Here is a 17669-nt window from a genome sequence, read left to right on the forward strand (position 1 = left end):
CCGCAGAGAAATATGGTGGAGGGAGAAGGATTCGAACCTTCGAAGGCAGAGCCGTCAGATTTACAGTCTGATCCCTTTGGCCGCTCGGGAACCCCTCCGTTACGTCAATGTCACAACGGTAATTCTGCTTGCACCCGTTGATTTATCGCTTTTGCTGGGCAAATAGACGACAGACATCTAAGCGTCGCGCATTTTATGGTAAGGATTTTGGGGATGCAACCATTGCGCCTTGCAAAATGTGCATTATTGCCAGGAACCAGGCAAAAAAGGACTCACTCTCCGCTCGAAACCGTCGCTTCTCTTGTCGCTCCCGCCCCCCTTGGTGTATGGTCGCCCTGCCCAAGAAACAGTGACGACACCATGACGACAGAGCATAACCCCTATCTGCAATTCACCCGCGAACAATGGGCGTTATTGCGCGACTCGGTCCCTTTGACCCTGACCGAGCACGATCTGCAGACCCTGCGCGGGATCAACGAGAAGGTGTCATTGCAGGAGGTGGAAGAGATCTATCTACCCCTCTCCCGTCTGCTCAATCTCTACGTCAAGGCCAAGCAGCGCCGCAGCCGGGTGCTGGAACAGTTCCTCGGTCAGTCTCGCGGCAAGGGCACCTACATCATCAGCATCGCCGGCAGTGTGGCAGGCGGCAAGAGCACCACGGCGCGCATCATGCAGGCGCTGCTGGAGCGCTGGCCGGAGCACCCGCGGGTGGAGCTGGTCACCACCGACGGCTTTCTCTACCCCAACAAGGTGCTGGAAGAGCGCGGCCTGATGCGCCGCAAGGGGTTCCCGGAGTCCTACGACATCCGCCATCTGGTGGAGTTTGTCGCCAACATCCGCGCCGGCCACGAGAAGGTCGAGGCCCCCGTCTACTCCCACCTCATCTACGACATCATTCCGGATGAGAAGAAGGTAGTGGAGCAACCGGACATCCTGATCCTGGAAGGGCTCAATGTGCTGCAAAGCGGCATGGACTACCCGCAGGATCCGCACCGCGTCTTCGTATCGGACTTCGTCGACTTCTCCATCTATGTGGATGCCGACGCCGAACTGCTGCGCACCTGGTATATCGAGCGTTTCCTCAAGTTTCGCAGCGGCGCCTTCTCGGATCCGGACTCCTACTTCCACCACTACGCCAAGCTGGCCGAGAGCGAGGCGACCAAGATCGCCAGCAACATCTGGCAAGACATCAACTATCTGAATTTGAAAGAGAACATCCTGCCTACCCGGGAGCGGGCCAACCTGATCCTGACCAAGGGCAACGAGCACGCCATCGAGCAGATCAAGCTGCGCAAGTAACGGCGGCAGCTCACGCATCAATGAAGAGGGGGCCCGCAAGGCCCCCTCTTCATTGGGTGGCGGTCAGCGCCGTCATCAGTCGCCCCGACGCAGGGAGATCTCCCCGCCCAGATAGAACTTGATCCCCTCCTCCGTCTCCAGCCGCAGCGCACCGCGATCATCTATGCCGCGTGCCACGCCGCGGATCTCCTGCTCGCCCATCAGCAGTCGTACCGGCCGGCCGGCGAAATGGTCGAGTCGGTTCCAGTCCGCCACGAAGCTGGCGAGCCCCTCCTGTTCGAAGGTGAGCATGGCCTGCTGCAGATGTTCAATCACCCGGCCGGCCAGCAGATTGCGATCCACCAGTTCCGGCTGGATGTGGCGCAATTCGGACCAGGCCTGATCGATCCGCTCCGCCTCCCGGTTCGGCATCGCCAGGTTGAGGCCGACCCCGATCACCAGGTGGCAGCTGGCGCCGGCACTACCGCTCATCTCCACCAGGATCCCCGCCAGCTTGCGGCCCTGATAGTAGAGATCGTTGGGCCACTTGAGCTCAACGCCCGGATAACCGAGGGACTCCAGCGCCTGCACCACGGCCACCCCGACCGCCAGACTCAGCCCCATGGCGGCCGCCATGCCCTGCTCCAGCCGCCAGTACATGCTCAAGATCAGCTGGCAGCCGAAGGGAGAAACCCAGGGCTTGCCGCGCCGGCCGCGCCCGGCGGTCTGGCACTCGGCCAGGCAGCTCTCGCCCGACTGCAGCTGGTTGACCCGCTCCAGCAGGTACTGGTTGGTGGAGTCGATGACCGGGAAGCAGTGCACCGGTGCCATGGGCGCCAGCGCCTGCAGCTGCTCTTCGTCATAGAGCGCCATCGGCACCGCCAGCCGGTACCCCTTGCCGGTCAGGCTGAAGAGATCCAGTCCCAGCTCCTTGAGCGCCGCCATGTGCTTGCTGACCGCCGCCCGACTGATGCCGAGCTGCTCGCCAAGCTGCTCACCGGAGTGGAATTGCCCGTCGCTGAGCAGAGAGATCAGGGTTTGCCGGATGGGAGTCAGGGTCATGCCAGTACCTCGTCGAGCCAAGTTTCACCACGGCGGCCCATGAAGCGCACCTCGTGCTCCAGCACCACCCCGAATTTCTGCTCCACGCTGTCGCGTACGTGAGCCGCCAGCGCGATCAGCTCCATGGCGCTGGCGCCGCCCAGATTGACCAGCACCAGCGCCTGCTCCTGATGGACGGCGGCACGGCCGATGGCAAAACCCTTGAGGCCGCACTGCTCGATGAGCCAGCCCGCCGCCAGCTTGGCCAGCCCTTCACCCGCCGGATAGAGCGGCATCTGGGGATATTTCAGCTTGAGCGACGCCGCCAGCGCGGCAGGCACCACCGGATTCTTGAAGAAGCTACCCACGTTGCCGAGCACGGCCGGATCCGGCAGCTTGGCCATACGGGTGGCGCAGACGGTGTCGAAGATGGCCTGTGCCGAGGGCTGTTCGCCCAGTGCGGCCAGCGGACCATAGCCCTGGCTTGGCTGCCAGGCCTTGGCCAGTCGCAGACCGACCGCGGTGATGAAATGGCTGTCCTGATACTCATGCTTGAAGATGCTGTCGCGATAGCCGAAGCGGCAGTCGGCCGCGGCGATGCGCTCTATCTCTCCGCTCTGCCAGTTGAACGCCTCGACGTAGGCACAGACGCCGGCCAGCTCGACCCCGTAGGCGCCGATGTTCTGCACCGGTGCCGCCCCGACCGTGCCGGGGATGAGCGCCAGGTTTTCGAGACCGTACCAACCCTGCTGCAGGGTGTGGCACACCAGCTCGTGCCAGTTCTCGCCGGCGGCCACGTGCAGCAGCCAATGATCCCCCTCGTCCTGCAGCGCTATCCCCTTGAGCCGGTTGAGCACCACCACCCCGGCGAAGTCATCGCAAAACAGCACGTTGCTGCCACCGCCCAGCACCAGCCGCGGCAAGCCGGCCAGCTCGGCGTTGGCAACCAGCTGTGGCAGGTCGTCGGTTTGCTCCACTTCGGCCAGCCAGTGGCAGTGGGCATCGAGGGCGAGGGTGTTGAGCGTCAACAGGGAGGCGTGCGGGGTGAGTTTCATCTGCGTGTTCCGACAATGGCAAGCGGGCAGTCTACCTTATATTGCCGCCGGACGAAAAATCCCGCCCTCTTTTCGGACTCATATAGCTGGAGTAGAGTATCCCGCTCCGACTCTTGAGGAAGTACTCATGAACAACCAATTTGCCGTCATCGGCCTGGGGCTGTTTGGCAGCGCGTTGTGTGAAGAGCTGCAGCGCCAGGATGCCGAGGTGCTGGCGATTGACATCGACGAGAGCAAGACCCGCCAGATCGCCACCCTCTGCAACCACGTCATCGTGGCCGACGCCACCGACGAGGCCACCGTCGCCGAACTGGGCCTGGCCGACTTCGACATCGTCTTCGTCGCCATCGGTGACAACCTCGAGACCAGCATACTCACCACCCTTGTCCTCAAGGAGGCAGGGGTGAAGAAGGTCTGGGTCAAGGCGCGCGACAAGTTCCACGCCAAGATCCTGCAGAAGGTGGGTGCCGACAAGGTGATCAATCCGGAGTGGGACATGGGTCGCCGGGTCGCCCAGAGCATGCTGGATAACCGGCTGTTCGACTATCTGGAGCTGGGTCACGACATGGTGCTGACCGAGTTCGTCATCGGCCTGCAGTTGAACGGTCGGGCCCTCAGCGACTTCCATCTGCTGCAGCAGAGCGAATTCCAGCTGCTCGCCATCAAGCGTGGCGAAACCCTGCACAATGTGCTGACCGGCAAGATGGAGCTGCAGCTGGGTGACATCCTGATCCTGGCCGGCAACAAGCACGCCATCGACCACTGGCTGGAAACCCTATGACCCGCTGGCGCAGCAGCTACGCCTTTGCTCTGCAGCGGGAAGATGAGTCCCGCTGGAGTGAAGCCAAGCTGATCCTCGGCAGTTTTCTGGTCATCCTGCTGATCGGCACCCTGTTTCTGGTGCAGCCTTCCAGCCACAACGGCCAGGTGAGCTTCATCAATGCCTTGTTCACCGCCACCTCGGCCATCAGCGTGACCGGGCTCGGGGTGGTGGACACCGGCACTGCCTTCACCCTGCAGGGGCAGATCTTCCTGCTGATGCTGATGGAGATTGGCGGCCTGGGCCAGATGACCATGACCCTGCTGCTCATCGCCATGTTCAGCAAACGGGTCGGCCTGCGCCAGCAGGTGCTGGCCAAGGAGGCACTGGGCCAGGAGGGCTCGGTCAACATCATCCAGCTGGTGAAGCGCATCGTGCTGTTCGCCTTCATCGCCCAGCTCATCGGCACCGCTCTGATGGCCATCCGCTGGGTGCCCGAGATGGGGTGGGAGCGCGGCCTCTACGTCAGCTTCTTCCACGCGGTATCGGCCTTCAACAACGCCGGCTTCTCGCTGTTTGCCAACAATCTCATGGACTACAGAGACGACCCCGTCATCAGCCTGACCATCGCCGGTCTGCTGATCCTCGGCGGGATCGGCTTTACCGTCATCGTCGATCTGGTGCGCAACCGCCGCTGGCGCAAGCTCAAGCTGCACAGCAAGCTGATGCTGATCATGACCCCGGGCCTGCTGCTGCTGGGAACCCTGATGTTCTGGCTGCTGGAACACAACAACCCGGGCACCCTCGGCAAGGTCTCCTTCGGTGGCCAGTGGCTGGCGGCCTTCTTCCAGTCTGCCAGCGCCCGTACCGCGGGTTTCAACACCATCGACATCGGCCTGATGACCCCGGCCGCCCTGTTGTTCCTGATGATGCTGATGTTCATCGGGGCGGGTGCCACCTCCACCGGTGGCGGTATCAAGGTGACCACCTTCGCGGTGGTGCTACTGGCGACCAAGGCGTTTCTGACCAAGCGCCCCCACGTCACCGCCTTTGGCCGCACCCTCTCGTCCCAGATAGTGACCCGATCGCTGGCCATCATCATGGTCAGCACCATGGTGCTGATGCTGGCCATGTTCCTGCTGATGCTCACCGAGCAGCAGCCCTTCGACAAGATCATGTTCGAGACCATCTCGGCGTTTGCCACCGTGGGGCTCTCCACTGGCATCACCGCCACCCTGAGCGAGCCTGGCAAGCTCATCCTGGTGCTGGTGATGATCTGTGGCCGTCTCGGCCCGCTGACTCTGGCCTTCATGCTGGCTCGCCCGGTCGAAACCCGCATCAAGTACCCGGAAGAGACCGTCTACACCGGCTGATGACACCGGGGCCCGTCGCGGCCCCGGTCACTCGCGCTGCCGCGCCTTGAGCCAGCGCCCCGGGCTCATGCCAAACTCCCGCTCGAACGCCCGCCCGAAGGCGGTGCCCCCGCTGTAACCCGCCCCCAACGCCACCTGGGTAATGGACTCCCCCGCCAGCAGCTGCTGACTGGCCAACACCATCCGCCAGCGCGTCAGATAGTCCAGCGGCGTCTGCCCGGTCAGCGCCTGAAAATGAGCGGCGAAGCGGGCGCGCGACATGCCCGCCTCCCGCGCCAGGGTCGCCACCGTCCAGGGCTCGTCCCCGCGCTGATGCATGACCGCGATGGCCCGAGCCAGCCGCGGGTCGGAGAGGCCGGCCAACATCCCCTGCCGGCAGAGCCCCTGTTCCACCAGATGACGCAGCAAGAGGATCAGCAGCACCTCCAGCAGACGGGAGAGGATCGGCGGCTGACCGTAACGCTCGGCGAAGGCCTCCTCGAACAGCAGGGTCAGTACCGGCGCAATGGCCGGGATCGTCTGCAGCGGCAGCACCAAGGTATCCGGCAACGCCAGCTGCAGTGGTGAGTCTCCTGCCGGCCCGAACGACACGCTGGCACACACCAGGTCGCAGCCCGCCAGCTGGCGGGGTTCGAGCCTGTGAGCCTGCCCCCTGGCGTAGAGGATCAGGGTCGGCTCGATCAGCAACAGGGGTTCCCCCCCCTCTTCGCGCAGCAGCAGTTCGCCACGGCGCAACAGGTGCAGATGGCCGCCGGCGGGATAGTCGCTGCTGTGAGAGTGCTGACACAGGTTGCCGGCGAAAAAGAGACTGGCCTGGGGAGCGGCATGGGCCAGCAGTATCGAGAGTGGATCCATATTTGAGACGCCTGGTAGTCAATGATGGACTCTGGGTGATAAACCGTACCATTAAAACCGGCATAGTGTCTCCCGTACCCAACCCAAACAGGAGCACATCATGAGTCGCATTCACGCCGTCGTGCAGCCCAAACCGGCAGCCGCCCCCACCTTCGCCGCCCTGAAAAGCAGCCTGGGCATGGTCCCCAACCTCTACGCAACCCTGGCCCACTCACCGGCCCTGCTCAACGGTCTGCTCGGCTTTGCCGACGCGCTGGGCAAGGGGCGGCTCAGCGCCCGCCAGCGGGAGCTGCTGGCACTGGCCATCGGTCAGGCCAACGCCTGCCAGTACTGCCTGTCGGCCCACACCCTGCTGGCTGGCCGGGCCGGTTTCGATGACGGCGCCATCCGGGCTGCCCGTCTCGCTCAGGCGACGGATCCGCTCGATCACGCCCTGTTGCAGCTAGCGGTCGCCCTGGTCACCCAGCGCGGCGTCATCAGCGATGCGCAACTGGCCGCCGCCCGGGCGGCGGGCGTGGATGATGAGCTGATGATGGAGGTGCTGGGGCAGGTGGTCATCAATACCCTGACCAACTACGGCAATCATCTGGCGGAAACCGACATCGACTTTCCGCCCGTCACGCTCACCCCATGACAGAGGAGCAGAAATGGAACGTCATGACCGAGGTTTTCTGATCGCCCTCACGGGGGTGGTACTGACCCTGCTCTGGATCGGCGTGTTCAAGTTCACGCCGACCGAGGCGGCGGCCATCCGGCCGCTGGTGGCAAGCCACCCGCTGATGAGCTGGCTCTATGCCGTGCTCTCGGAGCAGGCCGCCTCCAATCTGATCGGGCTGGTCGAGATCCTGATCGCCGGCGGCCTGATTGCCGGCCTGTGGCGGCCACGTCTGGGCTACTGGAGCAGCCTGGGGGCCATCCTGACCTTCCTCGTGACCCTCAGCTTTCTGCTGACCCTGCCGGGCGTCTGGAAGCTGGTCGACGGGGTGCCGGTCACCGAGTTCTTCATTTTCAAGGATCTGGTGCTGCTCGGCGTTGCCTGGCACTACCTGAATTTGAGTCGCGCCAGACTGGCCGACGCCTGACGACAATGCCTTTTTGCGCCCCGGAAGGGGCGTTTTTTTATCAGGCGGCCCTGGCTGGCCGCTTGCTCCCCCGCTTGCCTGCCCCTGTTGTGCCACCACTCGCCGGGCTGCGCTTGCGTTTGGTGAAGCGACGCTTGTCGGCCCCGGGCGCCGCCTTGGGCAAGGCGCTGAAGCTGGCCCCCGAATCCTGTCTGGCGCCGTCGATCAAACCGTTCAGCTGCTCGGTGAGCGGCCCCATGAACTGCTGATAGCTCGCCTGTCGCTCGGCAATCCGGCCGAGGTGCTGCTCCCACAGCGCCGTCATGTCCGGGGTGGTGGCCGTGGCCGGCAGGGCCTGGATCAATGCCCGCCCGGTCGGGGTCGCCTTGATGCTCTTGCCTTGACGCACCAGAAAGCGGCGCTTGAACAGCAGGTCGATGATGCCGGCCCGGGTCGCCTCGGTGCCGAGGCCGTCGGTTTCGCGCAGGGTCTTGCGGATCTCGGGAGCCTGCACGTAGCGGGCGATGCCGGTCATGGCGGCCAGCAGGGTGGCATCGGTAAACGACTTGGGGGGCTGGGTCATCTTCTCCAGCAACTCCCCCTGCTCGCACAGAAGCTGCTCGCCCTGACGCAGGGCAGGCAGGGTTCCCGCCTCCTCCTCGTCATCTTCCTCCACCCCCAGCAGCGCCTTCCAGCCCGCCTTGAGGATCCGCCGCGCCTTGGCCTGAAACTGCCCGCCGGCGATGCGCAGCAGCACCTTGCTGTCGTTGTACTCGAACGGCGGGTAGAACTGCAGCAGATACTGGCGGGCAATCAGGCCATACAGCCTGGCTTCATCGCCACTCAGGCTCCCCTCGTTGCCGTGCTTCTCGGTGGGGATGATGGCGTGGTGGGCATCCACCTTGCTGTCGTTCCACGCCTTGCTGCGGATCTTGCCGTCCGCTTCGCTTACCGCCCTGGCCAGCGCCGGCGCCGTGCTGGCGATGGCCTCCCGCACCTGGCCGGCCCGGTTGAAGTGCTCGCTCGGCAGATGGCGGCTGTCGGATCTGGGGTAGGTGATGAGCTTGTGCCGTTCATAGAGGCTCTGGCAGACATCCAGCACCCGCTTGGCATCCATGCCGAACCGCTTGGCGGCATCGATCTGCAGGCTGGAGAGGTTGTAGGGCAGCGGCGCCGCCTGCTTGCGGGCCTGCTCCTCCACCTCTTCCACCAGTGCGCTCTGGCCATGGATCCGCTCCACCACCTTGGCGGCCAGCGCCCGGTTGAGCACCCGCCCCTCCTCGTCCTGCCAGGGCAGACAGGCCTCGGAAGGCAGCCACTTGGCGCTGAAACGCTCGTTGCATTCGGTCTGTAGATGGGCCAGCACCTCGAAGAAGGGTTTGGGCACGAAGGCCTCGATCTCGAGATCCCGCCGTACCACCAGCCCCAGCAGCGGTGTCTGTACCCGGCCGACCGAGAGCAGCTCGCTGCAACCCCCCTTGCGACCAAGCAGGGTATAGGCGCGGGTCATGTTGATGCCGTAGAGCCAGTCGGCCCGGCTGCGGGCCAGCGCCGACACCGCCAGCGGCACGAACTCCTTGTTGTCTCTGAGCTTGTCGAGGGCGCGGCGCACCGCCGGCGGGTTGAGATCGCTGATGAGGCAGCGCAGCACCGGTCGGGTTTTGCCATAGCCGAGAAAATCGATCACCTCGTCCACCAGCAGTTGCCCCTCCCGGTCCGGGTCACCGGCGTTGACCACGCAGTCGGCCTGCTTGAGCAGGCGCTTGATGACGGTGAGCTGGGTCTTGGTCTTCGGCTTGGCCACCAGTTGCCACTGGCTCGGGATGATGGGAAGGGATTCCATGCGCCACTGCTTGTAAGCGGCATCGTAGGCATCGGGCTCGGCCTGTTCCAGCAGGTGGCCGATGCACCAGGTCACCACATCCCCCTGCGCGGTTTCGATGAAGCCCTCCCCCTTCTTGTGGGGCTTGGGCAGCACGTCGGCAATGGCGCGCCCCAGACTGGGCTTCTCGGCGATAAAGAGTCGCATGGCAAACACCTGAACACTGTATATGCGAACAGTATATACCGGGCCCAGGGCAAAGCCCAAGCCCCTGCCTGGCGCGAGACGACAGGCTGCTGCACAGGCAAGAGAAGGGAGCAGGGAGTCATGGCCCAACGATAAAAAGTGGAGAGAAAGTGGTGCAGCGGCATCAATTACGCCTCAAACGAGGAGCGAAAAGACGGTAAAATCGCAGGGTGTTAAATTAAATTCAGTTAAATGATAAATAACAAAATAATAATTGCATTTAAAATAACAATACAAAATATAAATCATGATAGAGGTCAATCAACTACCTCTCCATGGATACTACTATATTGGTAATATTTGAACGTAGGAAAACGCCGTCATGCTTGGAAAACTGTTGAGAAAAACCTGGTTCTGGCTACTGCTGCTCGGAGCCCTCTTGGGCGTTGCAGCGCTGGGGGTCACGGTGACCGTCATGCACAAGACCAGTTCCACCGAGTTCTGCGTCTCCTGCCACTCCATGCAGACCCCGCTGGCCGAGTATCAGGGCAGCGTCCACTTCCAGAACGTGAAGGGCATCCGCGCCGAGTGCGCCGACTGCCACATTCCGGGTGATCCCACCTCCTATCTGTGGACCAAGATCCGCGCCGTGAAAGACATCTATCACGAGGCGATCGGCACCCTCGACACGCCGGAGAAATACGAGGCCCACAAGCTGCGCATGGCGCAGTCGGTGTGGGACGAGCTGAAGGCCAACGATTCCGCCACCTGCCGCAGCTGCCACAGCTACGCAGCCATGGACATCCTGGCCCAGCGCCCCAACGCCCGCGCCGAGCACCCGGTCGCCATCAAGGAGGGCCAGACCTGCATCGACTGCCACCGCGGCGTCGCCCACATCATGCCCGACATGAGCGGCCTGGCCGCCGCCGGTGCCAGCGAGCTGGCGCAAGCTGCCGCCCAGACCCCGGCCAACGTCACCACCCGTTACGCCATCGCCACCACCCCGCTCTATCTGGATGCCGGCGCCAAGACCGACGAAGGCACCCTGATGCCCTCCACCCAGGTGGAAGTGCTGGCCAACGACAACGGCCGCGCCCAGGTGCGCATCGACGGCTGGCAGCAGGACGGGGTGAGCGAGGTGTTCTACGCCGCCCCCGGCAAGCGCATCCTGAGCACCCTGCTCGGCGACAAGGCCAAGGCGCAGCTCACCACCGGCAAGAGCGAAACCGACAGCGCCACCAACCTCACCTGGCATCAGGTCAGCCTGACCGCTTGGGTGGATCAGAGCCAGCTCATCGGCGATCAGGGCAAGCTGTGGCAGTACGCCTCCACCCTGATGTCCAACAACTGTACCGGCTGCCACGGCCTCACCGCACTGGATCACTTCAACGCCAACCAGTGGATCGGCGTCATCAAGGGGATGGAATCACGCACCTCCCTGACCCCGGAACAGGCACGCATGTTGACCCAATACGTCCAGAAACATGCCAGTGACATGAACGCGGCGCACTAAGGCTGGCACAGAGGAAATCGTCATGACTTTTTTTACCGATAAGCAAACAAATCTCTCCCGCCGCAATCTGCTCAAGGGGCTCGGCGCCTGCGCCGCCCTGCCGCTGCTGGCCGGCGTCTTCCCGAAAAGCGCGCTGGCCAAGGCCATCAGCACGGCACTTGAACAGTTCCCGACCCTGGTGCCCGCCCAGAAAGGCATCCTGACCGGCGCCCACTGGGGGGCCTTCGAGGCCATCGTCGAAGAGGGCCGCATGGTACGGGTCCAGCCGGTGGCCGATGATCCGGCGCCGAACGATCTGATCGACATGGCGCCGTTCCAGGTCCACGCCAAGAACCGCATCAAGTACCCCATGGTGCGCAAGAGCTGGCTGGAGCAGGGCCCGGGGGCAAAGCCCGAGCTGCGCGGCGCCGACGAGTGGGTGCGGGTGAGCTGGGAGAAGGCCATCGCCCTGGTGGCCGGCGAGATAGGCCGGGTGCAGAGCGACTTCGGCCCGCAGGCGATCCACGCCGGTTCCTACGGCTGGAAGAGCGTCGGCATGTTCCACAACAGCCGCACCCTGCTGCACCGCCTGATGAACCTGGCGGGCGGCTTCACCGGCTATGCCGGCGACTACTCCGCCGGCGCCGCCCAGGTGATCATGTCCCACGTGATGGGTTCCATCGAGGTGTATGAGCAGCAGACCGCCTGGCCCAACGTCATCGAGCACGCCGAACTGGTGGTGCTGTGGGGGGTCAACGCCCAGGTCACCCTGAAGAACAGCTGGAACATGCCGGATCACGAGGGTCAGGCCGGCTTCAAGGCGCTGAAAGATAAAGGCACCCGCATCATCAGCATCGACCCTGTCTACAACGAAACCGCCAAGCTGGCCGGGGCCGAGTGGATTGCACCGAACGCCTACACAGACGTGGCCATGATGCTGGGGGTGGCCCACACCCTCTACAGCGAGCAGAAGCACGATCAAGCCTTCCTCGACCGCTACACCACCGGCTTCGACAAGTTCCTCACCTATCTGCTCGGCAAGGAAGACGGCCAGCCGAAGAGCGCCGAGTGGGCAAGCTCCATCTGCGGCGTCGATGCCAAGGTGATCCGCCAACTGGCCCTCGACATGGCGTCCAAGCGCACCATGATCATGGCGGGCTGGGGCATGCAGCGGCAGCAGCACGGCGAGCAACCCAACTGGATGCTGGTCACCCTGGCCGCTATGCTGGGCCAGATCGGCCTGCCGGGCGGCGGTTACGGCTTCAGCTACCACTACTCTTCCGGTGGCAGCCCCACCGCCAAGGGCGGCATCCTGGCGGGCATCTCCGCCGGCAATGCACCGAAGAACGGGCCGGCGCCGATCCCGGTGGCCCGCATCGCCGACTGTCTGGCCAACCCCGGCAAGACCATCGACTTCAACGGCCGCAAGGTGACCTACCCGGACATCAAGCTGGTCTACGTGGCGGGCGGCAACCCCTTCCACCACCACCAGGACACCAACAACCTGGTCAAGGCCTGGCGCAAGCCGCAGACCGTGATCGTGCACGAGCCCTACTGGACCGCCACCGCCAAGCACGCCGACATCGTCCTGCCGGCCACCACCAGCTACGAGCGCAACGATCTGGAGATGGGCGGCGACTACTCCCAGCGCTACGTCTTCCCGATGCACCAGTGCGTGCCGCCCCAGTTCGAGGCGCGCAACGACTTCGACATATTCCGCGACGTGGCCGCCAAGCTGGGCCTGCAGGAGCAGTACACCGAAGGCAAGGACGAGATGCTGTGGCTCAAGCAGATGTACGACGGCATGGCCGCCCAGGCCCGCGGCGCCCGGGTGGCGCTGCCACCGTTCAACATGTTCTGGGAGTCCAACAACTACATCCGCTTCCCGGTGCCCGAGGCGAATCGCCAGTGGATCCGTCACGCCGATTTCCGTGAGAACCCGCTGCTCAACCCGCTCGGCACCCCGTCCGGCAAGATCGAGATCTTCTCCAGCACGGTGGCCGGCATGGGTTATGCCGACTGCGCTGGCCATCCCAAGTGGTATGAGCCCAAGGAGTGGATCAAGAGCAAGGAGGCGACCCGCTATCCGCTGTCGCTCAACACCTCCCACCCAACCCAGCGGCTGCACTCCCAGCTCGACAACACCCCGCTGCGGGACAAGTTCGCCATCGCCGACCGCGAGGCGATCCTGATCCACCCGGACGACGCCAAGGCGCGCGGCATCCAGGACGGCGATCTGGTGCGGGCCTTCAACGACCGCGGCCAGATCCTGGTGGGGGCCCTGCTCTCGACCGATATCCGTCCGGGGGTGGTGCGGGTGTGCGAAGGGGCCTGGTTCGATCCTGCCACACCGGGCGAGGCGGGAAGCCTGTGCAAGAACGGCAACGTCAACTGCCTCACCTTCGACGAGGGCACCTCCAGCCTGGCGCAGGGCAACTGTGGTCACATGGCCCAGCTGCAGATCGAGAAGTACCAGGGCCCGGCCCCGGTCAACACTGCCCACGCGGTGCCGGCCAACGCCTGAGCAGACGACTGAGCAACAAAAACGGCGCCATCAAGGCGCCGTTTTCTTATCGCGGTTTGTGGTGTGACTCGGAATCAGAAGTCACCCTCAACCATCTACTCTTGTGCACACACAACCCTCTTTGCAGCCAGAGCGCGGACAAGGTGGCTTAGAAGTCCCCTTCCACCCTGTACTCTTGTGCACACTCCACCCGCCTTGCGGCCAGAGCGCGGACAAAGGCTCAGAATCAGAAGTCACCCTCAACCATGTACTCTTCCGCACACTCCACCAGCTGAGGCCAAAGTTCTTCCGGCACCCAAGCATCTGGGTCATCTTCATCCCCGTCGTACTGGCTCCAGAAATAGCGGCGCAGGCCGGAGGCGAAGTCATCGCTCAGCTCGGCCAGCTCGGAGAGCGGCCCCAGCCAGGCGATGCGGCGCAGGCCGGAGGCGAGATCGTTGATGGCGTCCATCAGGCCGCGATCGTCAAAGCTCTGCTCCACCAGCAGGGTGAAGCGTTCGCGCGCCCGCTCGGTCTGATCCTCATCCAGCTCGCCCACGTCAGCCAGCAGGTCGACAAAATCTTCCAGCAGGAAGGCAATCAGGCTGTCGCGATCCTCAAACCACTGGATCTGGGCCCCCTTGGTGCCCAGCACGGAGGCATCGAACGAATCGTCGAGATGACACAGTGCCCATGGATCATCGGTCATGGTTCTCTTCCTCAGGCTAAAACAGGTGCCATATCTTATGCCTAGCTCTCCACTCTTGCCACCTTGGGCAGCGAGAGGGAAGCCGCCAGCCCGCCCAGTTCGGCGCGCCCCATGATGAGGCTGCCGCGGTAAGCTTCCGCCAGATCGGAGACGATGTTGAGACCCAGGCCCGAGCCCGGCACCTTCTCGTCGAGGCGCACCCCGCGCAGCACCGCCTTGGCGATCTGATCCTCGCTCATGCCGGGGCCGTCATCCTCGATGCGCAGGGTGATCCAGCCCCCCAGCTCGGCGCTGGAGATGCGCAGCCGGCCGGCCGACCACTTGAAGGCGTTCTCCAGCAGGTTGCCCACCATCTCGTCGAAGTCCTGCTCCTCCACCCCGACCGCCAGGGTGGCCGGCACCTGCAGGTCCACTTCCCGGCCCGGATAGAGGCGGGAGAAGGCGCGGCAGATGTACTCCACCCGCGCCCGCACCGGGGTCGACACCCCGAGGATCTTGGCGGCGCCGGTCACCCGCGCCTTGCCGAGGTGGTAGTCGATGTGGCGCTGGATCTGATCGAGCTGCTCGCCGAGGGCGGCCTGATCCTCCGGCGGCAGCTGGGCCACCTGGTTGCGCATGATGCTGAGCGGCGTCTTGAGGGCGTGGGCCAGGTTGCCGGTGTGGGAGCGGGCCCGCTGCAACAGCTCGCCGTAGTGGTGCAGCAGCCGGTTGATGTCCTCCACCAGCGGCTGGATCTCCAGCGGATAGCGCAGCCGGAACCCCTCCTGATGGCCCTGATGGACCCGGCTCAATTCGCGCCGCAACAGGTGCAGCGGCCGCAGGCCGTAGACGATCTGGAACATGAAGCCGAGCACCAGCCCGGTCGCGGCAAAGCCGAGGCCGAGGAACAGGCTGATGCGGGTCTTCTTCAGGGTCTGGGTCAGGGCGCTGCTGTCCTTGGCCATCACCAGGGTGAACACCCGATCCGAACCGGGCAGCAGCACGGTACGGGTCATGATCAGCAGTGGCTCCTTGTTGGGCCCCTTGCCGACGAAGAGATCCGGATCACCGAAGGCCGACTTCAGGCCGTGCACGTCGAGGTGCACATCCCACAGGGAGCGGGAGCGGCTGACCACGCTCTCCCCCAGCTCCAGTTGCCAGTAGTAACCGGAGTAGGGCTGGCGAAAGCGGGGATCGGCCATGGGTTCGGTGACCACCGGCAGACCATCCGGCTGGATCTCGAGGCGGGAGAGCAGATCGTAGAGCTGCAGGCGCAGGCCGTCGGCCTCCGCCTCCTGCCAGTAGTTGCGCATCATGGTCTGCAGGCTGAAGCCGGTGGCAAACAGGAACAGGCCGCACCAGACCATGGCGATGACCACCAGCCGCCCGCGCAGGGTGCGCACCAGCCTCATTCAGCCGCTCCGGTATAAGAGGGCATCAAGTGCCGGCTCATTCGTTGATCCGGTAGCCGAGGCCGCGCACCGTCTCGATGAGATCGGCGTGGGTCTTCTTGCGGATCCGGCCGATGAACACCTCCACCGTATTGGAGTCGCGGTCGAAATCCTGGGCGTAGATGTGGTCGATCAGCTCGCTGCGCGACACCACCTTGCCCCTGTGCTGCATCAGATAGCCGAGCACCCGGAACTCGTGGGCGGTGAGCTTGATGGGGGTGCCTTCGTACCACACCTGGGAGGCCGCCATGTCGAGCCGCACCCCGCCGATCTCCAGAATCGAGCTGGCATTGCCCGCCGCCCGCCGTACCAGAGCATGGACCCGGGCCACCAGCTCGGCCACCTGGAACGGCTTGGTGAGGTAGTCGTCGGCCCCGGCGTTGAGCCCCTCGATCTTCTCGTGCAGCTGGCCACGGGCGGTCAGCACCAGTACCGGGGTGTCGATCCCCTTGCTGCGCCACTCCTTCAGCACGCTCAAGCCATCGCGGCCCGGCAGACCGAGATCCAGAATGATGGCGTCGTAGGGCTCGGTCTCGCCGAGAAAGCCGGCCTCGTTGCCGTCGTGGCAGAGGTCGGTCACGAAACCGGACAGGCGCAGCTGTTCCGCCAGCTGGCCCGCCAGGGTCTTCTCATCTTCAACTATCAGAATTCGCATAAATGGGTATCCAAAGCAGGGTGGTGCCGGTACCGGCGGCGGTTGGGGAACGAACCGGGTGGCGGCGCGTTCGCGGACTCACTCCATCACTCCTCTTCCGGGGGCGGGCGCGGTTCGAACAGCCGCTCCAGATGGTGGCCCTTGAGCCACACCATCTCCAGGTTGTCGGCCCGATAGCCCACCTTGATGACGCTGTTCTCGCTGTCGATCAGCTTGAGTTCGTACAGCCAGATGCCGTCCTCCTCCCCCAAATCGACCCGCAGCACCCGTACCGGCAAGCGGGAAGCCACCTCCATCACCTCATGAAAGGGGCGCACCCGTCCCTCGCTGACCGCCTGCTGCAGCAAGGCCTCGTTCGGCGTGGCCGCCTGTGCCAGTGCCGGCAGCAGCAACCCAAGCAGAGACAGGGCTCTATTCATGGATGATTCATCTCCCAAAACCTAACATAATGCCGTTTATAGTCTGCCAGCCATGAATCCGGAATGAATATGATCCGACGCAGTTTCCTGCTGATCCTTTGCCTCTTCGCCACCCTCGGCTGGGCGGTCGAGAGCCGTCTCGACATGGCCGGGCTGGTCAAGCTGCTGGTGGCCCAAGGGTATCACGACATTCGGGAAGTGGAGCTGGAAGGGGACAAATTCGAGGTGGAAACCCTGGATGCCCAGGGGCAGCGGGTGCGACTCCTGGTCGACGCCCATACGGGTGACATCAAAAAAGAGGCCGACTAGGCCTCTTTTTTATTGCGGGTTGTCGGGGCGGCGTACTTAAGACCTCATGCCTCCCTCAGTTTCTGTGGCCGAAGCCGGCGCCAGGGGCGCAGCAGCTTGTCGCGGCGTGGCACCAGCAGGGCACAGGCCAGCAACAGGTAGATGAGGGGCTCCTGCCAGCCGCTCTTGAGCGACCACCAGTAGTGCACCGGCACCAGCAGGGCCACCGCGTAGATCCAGTTGTGCAGCTTCTGCCAGGCCGGCCCCATGCGCCGCAGCAGGGCCGGGATCGAGGTGAGGCTGAGCGCCAGCAGCAACAGCAGCGCCACCATCCCCACCACTATGTAGCTGCGCTTGACCAGCTCGCCGCCAATCAGCCGCCAGTCAAACTGCAGATCCAGCCCCAGCCAGACCATAAAGTGCAGACCGGCCCAGGCGGCGCACCAGAGCCCGAGCGGGCGGCGCAGCTTGATGAGCTGCCCCTGCCGCCAGCGTTTGGCCAGCGGCGACACCAGCAGGGTGAGCAACAGCAGATTGAGCGCCCCCTTGCCCAGATAGTGGGTCAGCCCCTGTACCGGATCCCCTCCCAGCAGACCGCCGGGCACGGCCACCAGCAGCCAGAGCAGAAACCCCAGCGAGGCAAGGTGTACCAGCAGGCGCAAGCCGTTGATATGGGCTGTTTTCAGTCTCGGCGTCATATCGCAGTTCCCGTTATGTTTTTCCCACCCCTCATCCCCAACCC

17 protein-coding genes and 1 tRNA gene are annotated in these 17669 nt (G+C 64.1%); 8 read left to right on the forward strand and 10 right to left on the reverse strand.

Annotation, left to right across the window (positions count from 1 at the left end):
- Positions 1–13: 13 nt before the first annotated feature.
- Positions 14–98: transfer RNA gene (locus G5134_RS06395), tRNA-Tyr, on the reverse strand.
- Between the two features lie 262 nt (positions 99–360).
- Here G5134_RS06395 and coaA point away from each other — a divergent pair.
- A complete protein-coding gene (gene coaA, locus G5134_RS06400) occupies positions 361–1299 on the forward strand; it encodes a type I pantothenate kinase (protein WP_005306328.1) in 939 nt (312 codons plus the stop codon).
- A 75-nt stretch (positions 1300–1374) separates the two neighbouring features.
- Here coaA and birA read toward each other — a convergent pair whose 3' ends face one another.
- Together birA and murB are read right to left on the reverse strand one after the other, a co-directional pair.
- Positions 1375–2340 (reverse strand): bifunctional biotin--[acetyl-CoA-carboxylase] ligase/biotin operon repressor BirA, encoded by a 966-nt coding sequence (gene birA, locus G5134_RS06405; protein ID WP_065018527.1) that lies wholly within the window; start codon positions 2338–2340, stop codon positions 1375–1377.
- Positions 2337–3374, reverse strand: coding sequence for a UDP-N-acetylmuramate dehydrogenase (gene murB / locus G5134_RS06410; RefSeq protein ID WP_065018526.1), 1038 nt, complete (start codon positions 3372–3374; stop codon positions 2337–2339). Before murB ends, birA begins: the two co-directional genes overlap by 4 nt.
- Positions 3375–3501: 127 nt before the next feature.
- Here murB and G5134_RS06415 point away from each other — a divergent pair, with 127 nt between their 5' ends.
- Positions 3502–4155, forward strand: coding sequence for a potassium channel family protein (locus tag G5134_RS06415; protein ID WP_005306338.1), 654 nt, complete (start codon positions 3502–3504; stop codon positions 4153–4155).
- Positions 4152–5507 (forward strand): TrkH family potassium uptake protein, encoded by a 1356-nt coding sequence (locus G5134_RS06420; RefSeq protein ID WP_017764794.1) that lies wholly within the window; start codon positions 4152–4154, stop codon positions 5505–5507. Before G5134_RS06415 ends, G5134_RS06420 begins: the two co-directional genes overlap by 4 nt.
- Before the next feature lie 27 nt (positions 5508–5534).
- Here the strand turns inward: G5134_RS06420 and G5134_RS06425 are convergent, their stop codons facing one another.
- Entirely contained in the window at positions 5535–6362 is an 828-nt protein-coding gene (locus G5134_RS06425) for an AraC family transcriptional regulator (RefSeq protein WP_017764795.1), read from the reverse strand.
- A gap of 100 nt (positions 6363–6462) precedes the next feature.
- Between G5134_RS06425 and G5134_RS06430 the strand changes: the two genes are divergently transcribed.
- Positions 6463–6996: a carboxymuconolactone decarboxylase family protein gene (locus G5134_RS06430; RefSeq protein WP_054543658.1), complete on the forward strand. Its 534-nt coding sequence runs from the start codon at positions 6463–6465 to the stop codon at positions 6994–6996.
- Between the two features lie 13 nt (positions 6997–7009).
- A complete protein-coding gene (locus G5134_RS06435; RefSeq protein ID WP_065018525.1) occupies positions 7010–7444 on the forward strand; it encodes a DUF417 family protein in 435 nt (144 codons plus the stop codon).
- Positions 7445–7484: 40 nt separating this feature from the next.
- Here the strand turns inward: G5134_RS06435 and G5134_RS06440 are convergent, their stop codons facing one another.
- Positions 7485–9452 (reverse strand): DNA topoisomerase III, encoded by a 1968-nt coding sequence (locus G5134_RS06440; RefSeq protein ID WP_065018524.1) that lies wholly within the window; start codon positions 9450–9452, stop codon positions 7485–7487.
- Positions 9453–9813: 361 nt separating this feature from the next.
- Here G5134_RS06440 and G5134_RS06445 point away from each other — a divergent pair, with 361 nt between their 5' ends.
- Both G5134_RS06445 and torA read left to right on the forward strand, forming a co-directional pair.
- Positions 9814–10944, forward strand: a complete 1131-nt coding sequence (locus G5134_RS06445) for a NapC/NirT family cytochrome c (protein WP_017764798.1) — start codon at positions 9814–9816, stop codon at positions 10942–10944.
- Between the two features lie 22 nt (positions 10945–10966).
- Positions 10967–13447, forward strand: a complete 2481-nt coding sequence (torA, locus tag G5134_RS06450; protein WP_065018523.1) for a trimethylamine-N-oxide reductase TorA — start codon at positions 10967–10969, stop codon at positions 13445–13447.
- Positions 13448–13673: 226 nt separating this feature from the next.
- On the opposite strand, the gene G5134_RS06455 is transcribed toward torA, so the two are convergent.
- The 4 genes from G5134_RS06455 to G5134_RS06470 all read right to left on the reverse strand — a co-directional run bounded on the left by G5134_RS06455 (position 13674) and on the right by G5134_RS06470 (position 16639).
- On the reverse strand, positions 13674–14135 hold the full coding sequence (locus G5134_RS06455; RefSeq protein ID WP_010635837.1) for a hypothetical protein: 462 nt from the start codon (positions 14133–14135) through the stop codon (positions 13674–13676).
- A gap of 41 nt (positions 14136–14176) precedes the next feature.
- Positions 14177–15526, reverse strand: a complete 1350-nt coding sequence (locus tag G5134_RS06460; RefSeq protein WP_005306363.1) for a sensor histidine kinase — start codon at positions 15524–15526, stop codon at positions 14177–14179.
- 37 nt (positions 15527–15563) lie between these two features.
- Positions 15564–16220 carry a response regulator transcription factor gene (locus tag G5134_RS06465; protein ID WP_005306366.1) on the reverse strand — a complete coding sequence of 219 codons (657 nt, stop codon included), beginning with the start codon at positions 16218–16220 and terminating at the stop codon, positions 15564–15566.
- Positions 16221–16306: 86 nt separating this feature from the next.
- On the reverse strand, positions 16307–16639 hold the full coding sequence (locus G5134_RS06470; protein WP_011707718.1) for a PepSY domain-containing protein: 333 nt from the start codon (positions 16637–16639) through the stop codon (positions 16307–16309).
- A gap of 63 nt (positions 16640–16702) precedes the next feature.
- Between G5134_RS06470 and G5134_RS06475 the strand changes: the two genes are divergently transcribed.
- The gene (locus tag G5134_RS06475) at positions 16703–16948 is read left to right on the forward strand and encodes a PepSY domain-containing protein (RefSeq protein ID WP_017764800.1); all 246 of its coding nucleotides are present in this window, start codon (positions 16703–16705) and stop codon (positions 16946–16948) included.
- 44 nt (positions 16949–16992) lie between these two features.
- On the opposite strand, the gene G5134_RS06480 is transcribed toward G5134_RS06475, so the two are convergent.
- Positions 16993–17625, reverse strand: a complete 633-nt coding sequence (locus G5134_RS06480) for a protein-methionine-sulfoxide reductase heme-binding subunit MsrQ (RefSeq protein WP_065018522.1) — start codon at positions 17623–17625, stop codon at positions 16993–16995.
- Positions 17626–17669 lie beyond the last annotated feature (44 nt).

Source organism: Aeromonas sp. 600276, assembly GCF_049175815.1.
Taxonomy (GTDB): domain Bacteria; phylum Pseudomonadota; class Gammaproteobacteria; order Enterobacterales; family Aeromonadaceae; genus Aeromonas; species Aeromonas dhakensis.

What these genes read in the sequence shown, in the direction of transcription:
- G5134_RS06440 (WP_065018524.1), bottom strand. Translation starts at nt 9,452, where the DNA reads ATGCGACTCTTTATCGCCGAGAAGCCCAGTCTGGGGCGCGCCATTGCC.
- birA (WP_065018527.1), bottom strand. Translation starts at nt 2,340, where the DNA reads ATGACCCTGACTCCCATCCGGCAAACCCTGATCTCTCTGCTCAGCGAC.
- G5134_RS06475 (WP_017764800.1), top strand. Translation starts at nt 16,703, where the DNA reads ATGAATATGATCCGACGCAGTTTCCTGCTGATCCTTTGCCTCTTCGCC.
- G5134_RS06480 (WP_065018522.1), bottom strand. Translation starts at nt 17,625, where the DNA reads ATGACGCCGAGACTGAAAACAGCCCATATCAACGGCTTGCGCCTGCTG.
- G5134_RS06420 (WP_017764794.1), top strand. Translation starts at nt 4,152, where the DNA reads ATGACCCGCTGGCGCAGCAGCTACGCCTTTGCTCTGCAGCGGGAAGAT.
- G5134_RS06425 (WP_017764795.1), bottom strand. Translation starts at nt 6,362, where the DNA reads ATGGATCCACTCTCGATACTGCTGGCCCATGCCGCTCCCCAGGCCAGT.
- G5134_RS06435 (WP_065018525.1), top strand. Translation starts at nt 7,010, where the DNA reads ATGGAACGTCATGACCGAGGTTTTCTGATCGCCCTCACGGGGGTGGTA.
- G5134_RS06430 (WP_054543658.1), top strand. Translation starts at nt 6,463, where the DNA reads ATGAGTCGCATTCACGCCGTCGTGCAGCCCAAACCGGCAGCCGCCCCC.
- murB (WP_065018526.1), bottom strand. Translation starts at nt 3,374, where the DNA reads ATGAAACTCACCCCGCACGCCTCCCTGTTGACGCTCAACACCCTCGCC.
- torA (WP_065018523.1), top strand. Translation starts at nt 10,967, where the DNA reads ATGACTTTTTTTACCGATAAGCAAACAAATCTCTCCCGCCGCAATCTG.
- G5134_RS06455 (WP_010635837.1), bottom strand. Translation starts at nt 14,135, where the DNA reads ATGACCGATGATCCATGGGCACTGTGTCATCTCGACGATTCGTTCGAT.
- G5134_RS06445 (WP_017764798.1), top strand. Translation starts at nt 9,814, where the DNA reads ATGCTTGGAAAACTGTTGAGAAAAACCTGGTTCTGGCTACTGCTGCTC.
- G5134_RS06470 (WP_011707718.1), bottom strand. Translation starts at nt 16,639, where the DNA reads ATGAATAGAGCCCTGTCTCTGCTTGGGTTGCTGCTGCCGGCACTGGCA.
- coaA (WP_005306328.1), top strand. Translation starts at nt 361, where the DNA reads ATGACGACAGAGCATAACCCCTATCTGCAATTCACCCGCGAACAATGG.
- G5134_RS06465 (WP_005306366.1), bottom strand. Translation starts at nt 16,220, where the DNA reads ATGCGAATTCTGATAGTTGAAGATGAGAAGACCCTGGCGGGCCAGCTG.
- G5134_RS06415 (WP_005306338.1), top strand. Translation starts at nt 3,502, where the DNA reads ATGAACAACCAATTTGCCGTCATCGGCCTGGGGCTGTTTGGCAGCGCG.
- G5134_RS06460 (WP_005306363.1), bottom strand. Translation starts at nt 15,526, where the DNA reads ATGAGGCTGGTGCGCACCCTGCGCGGGCGGCTGGTGGTCATCGCCATG.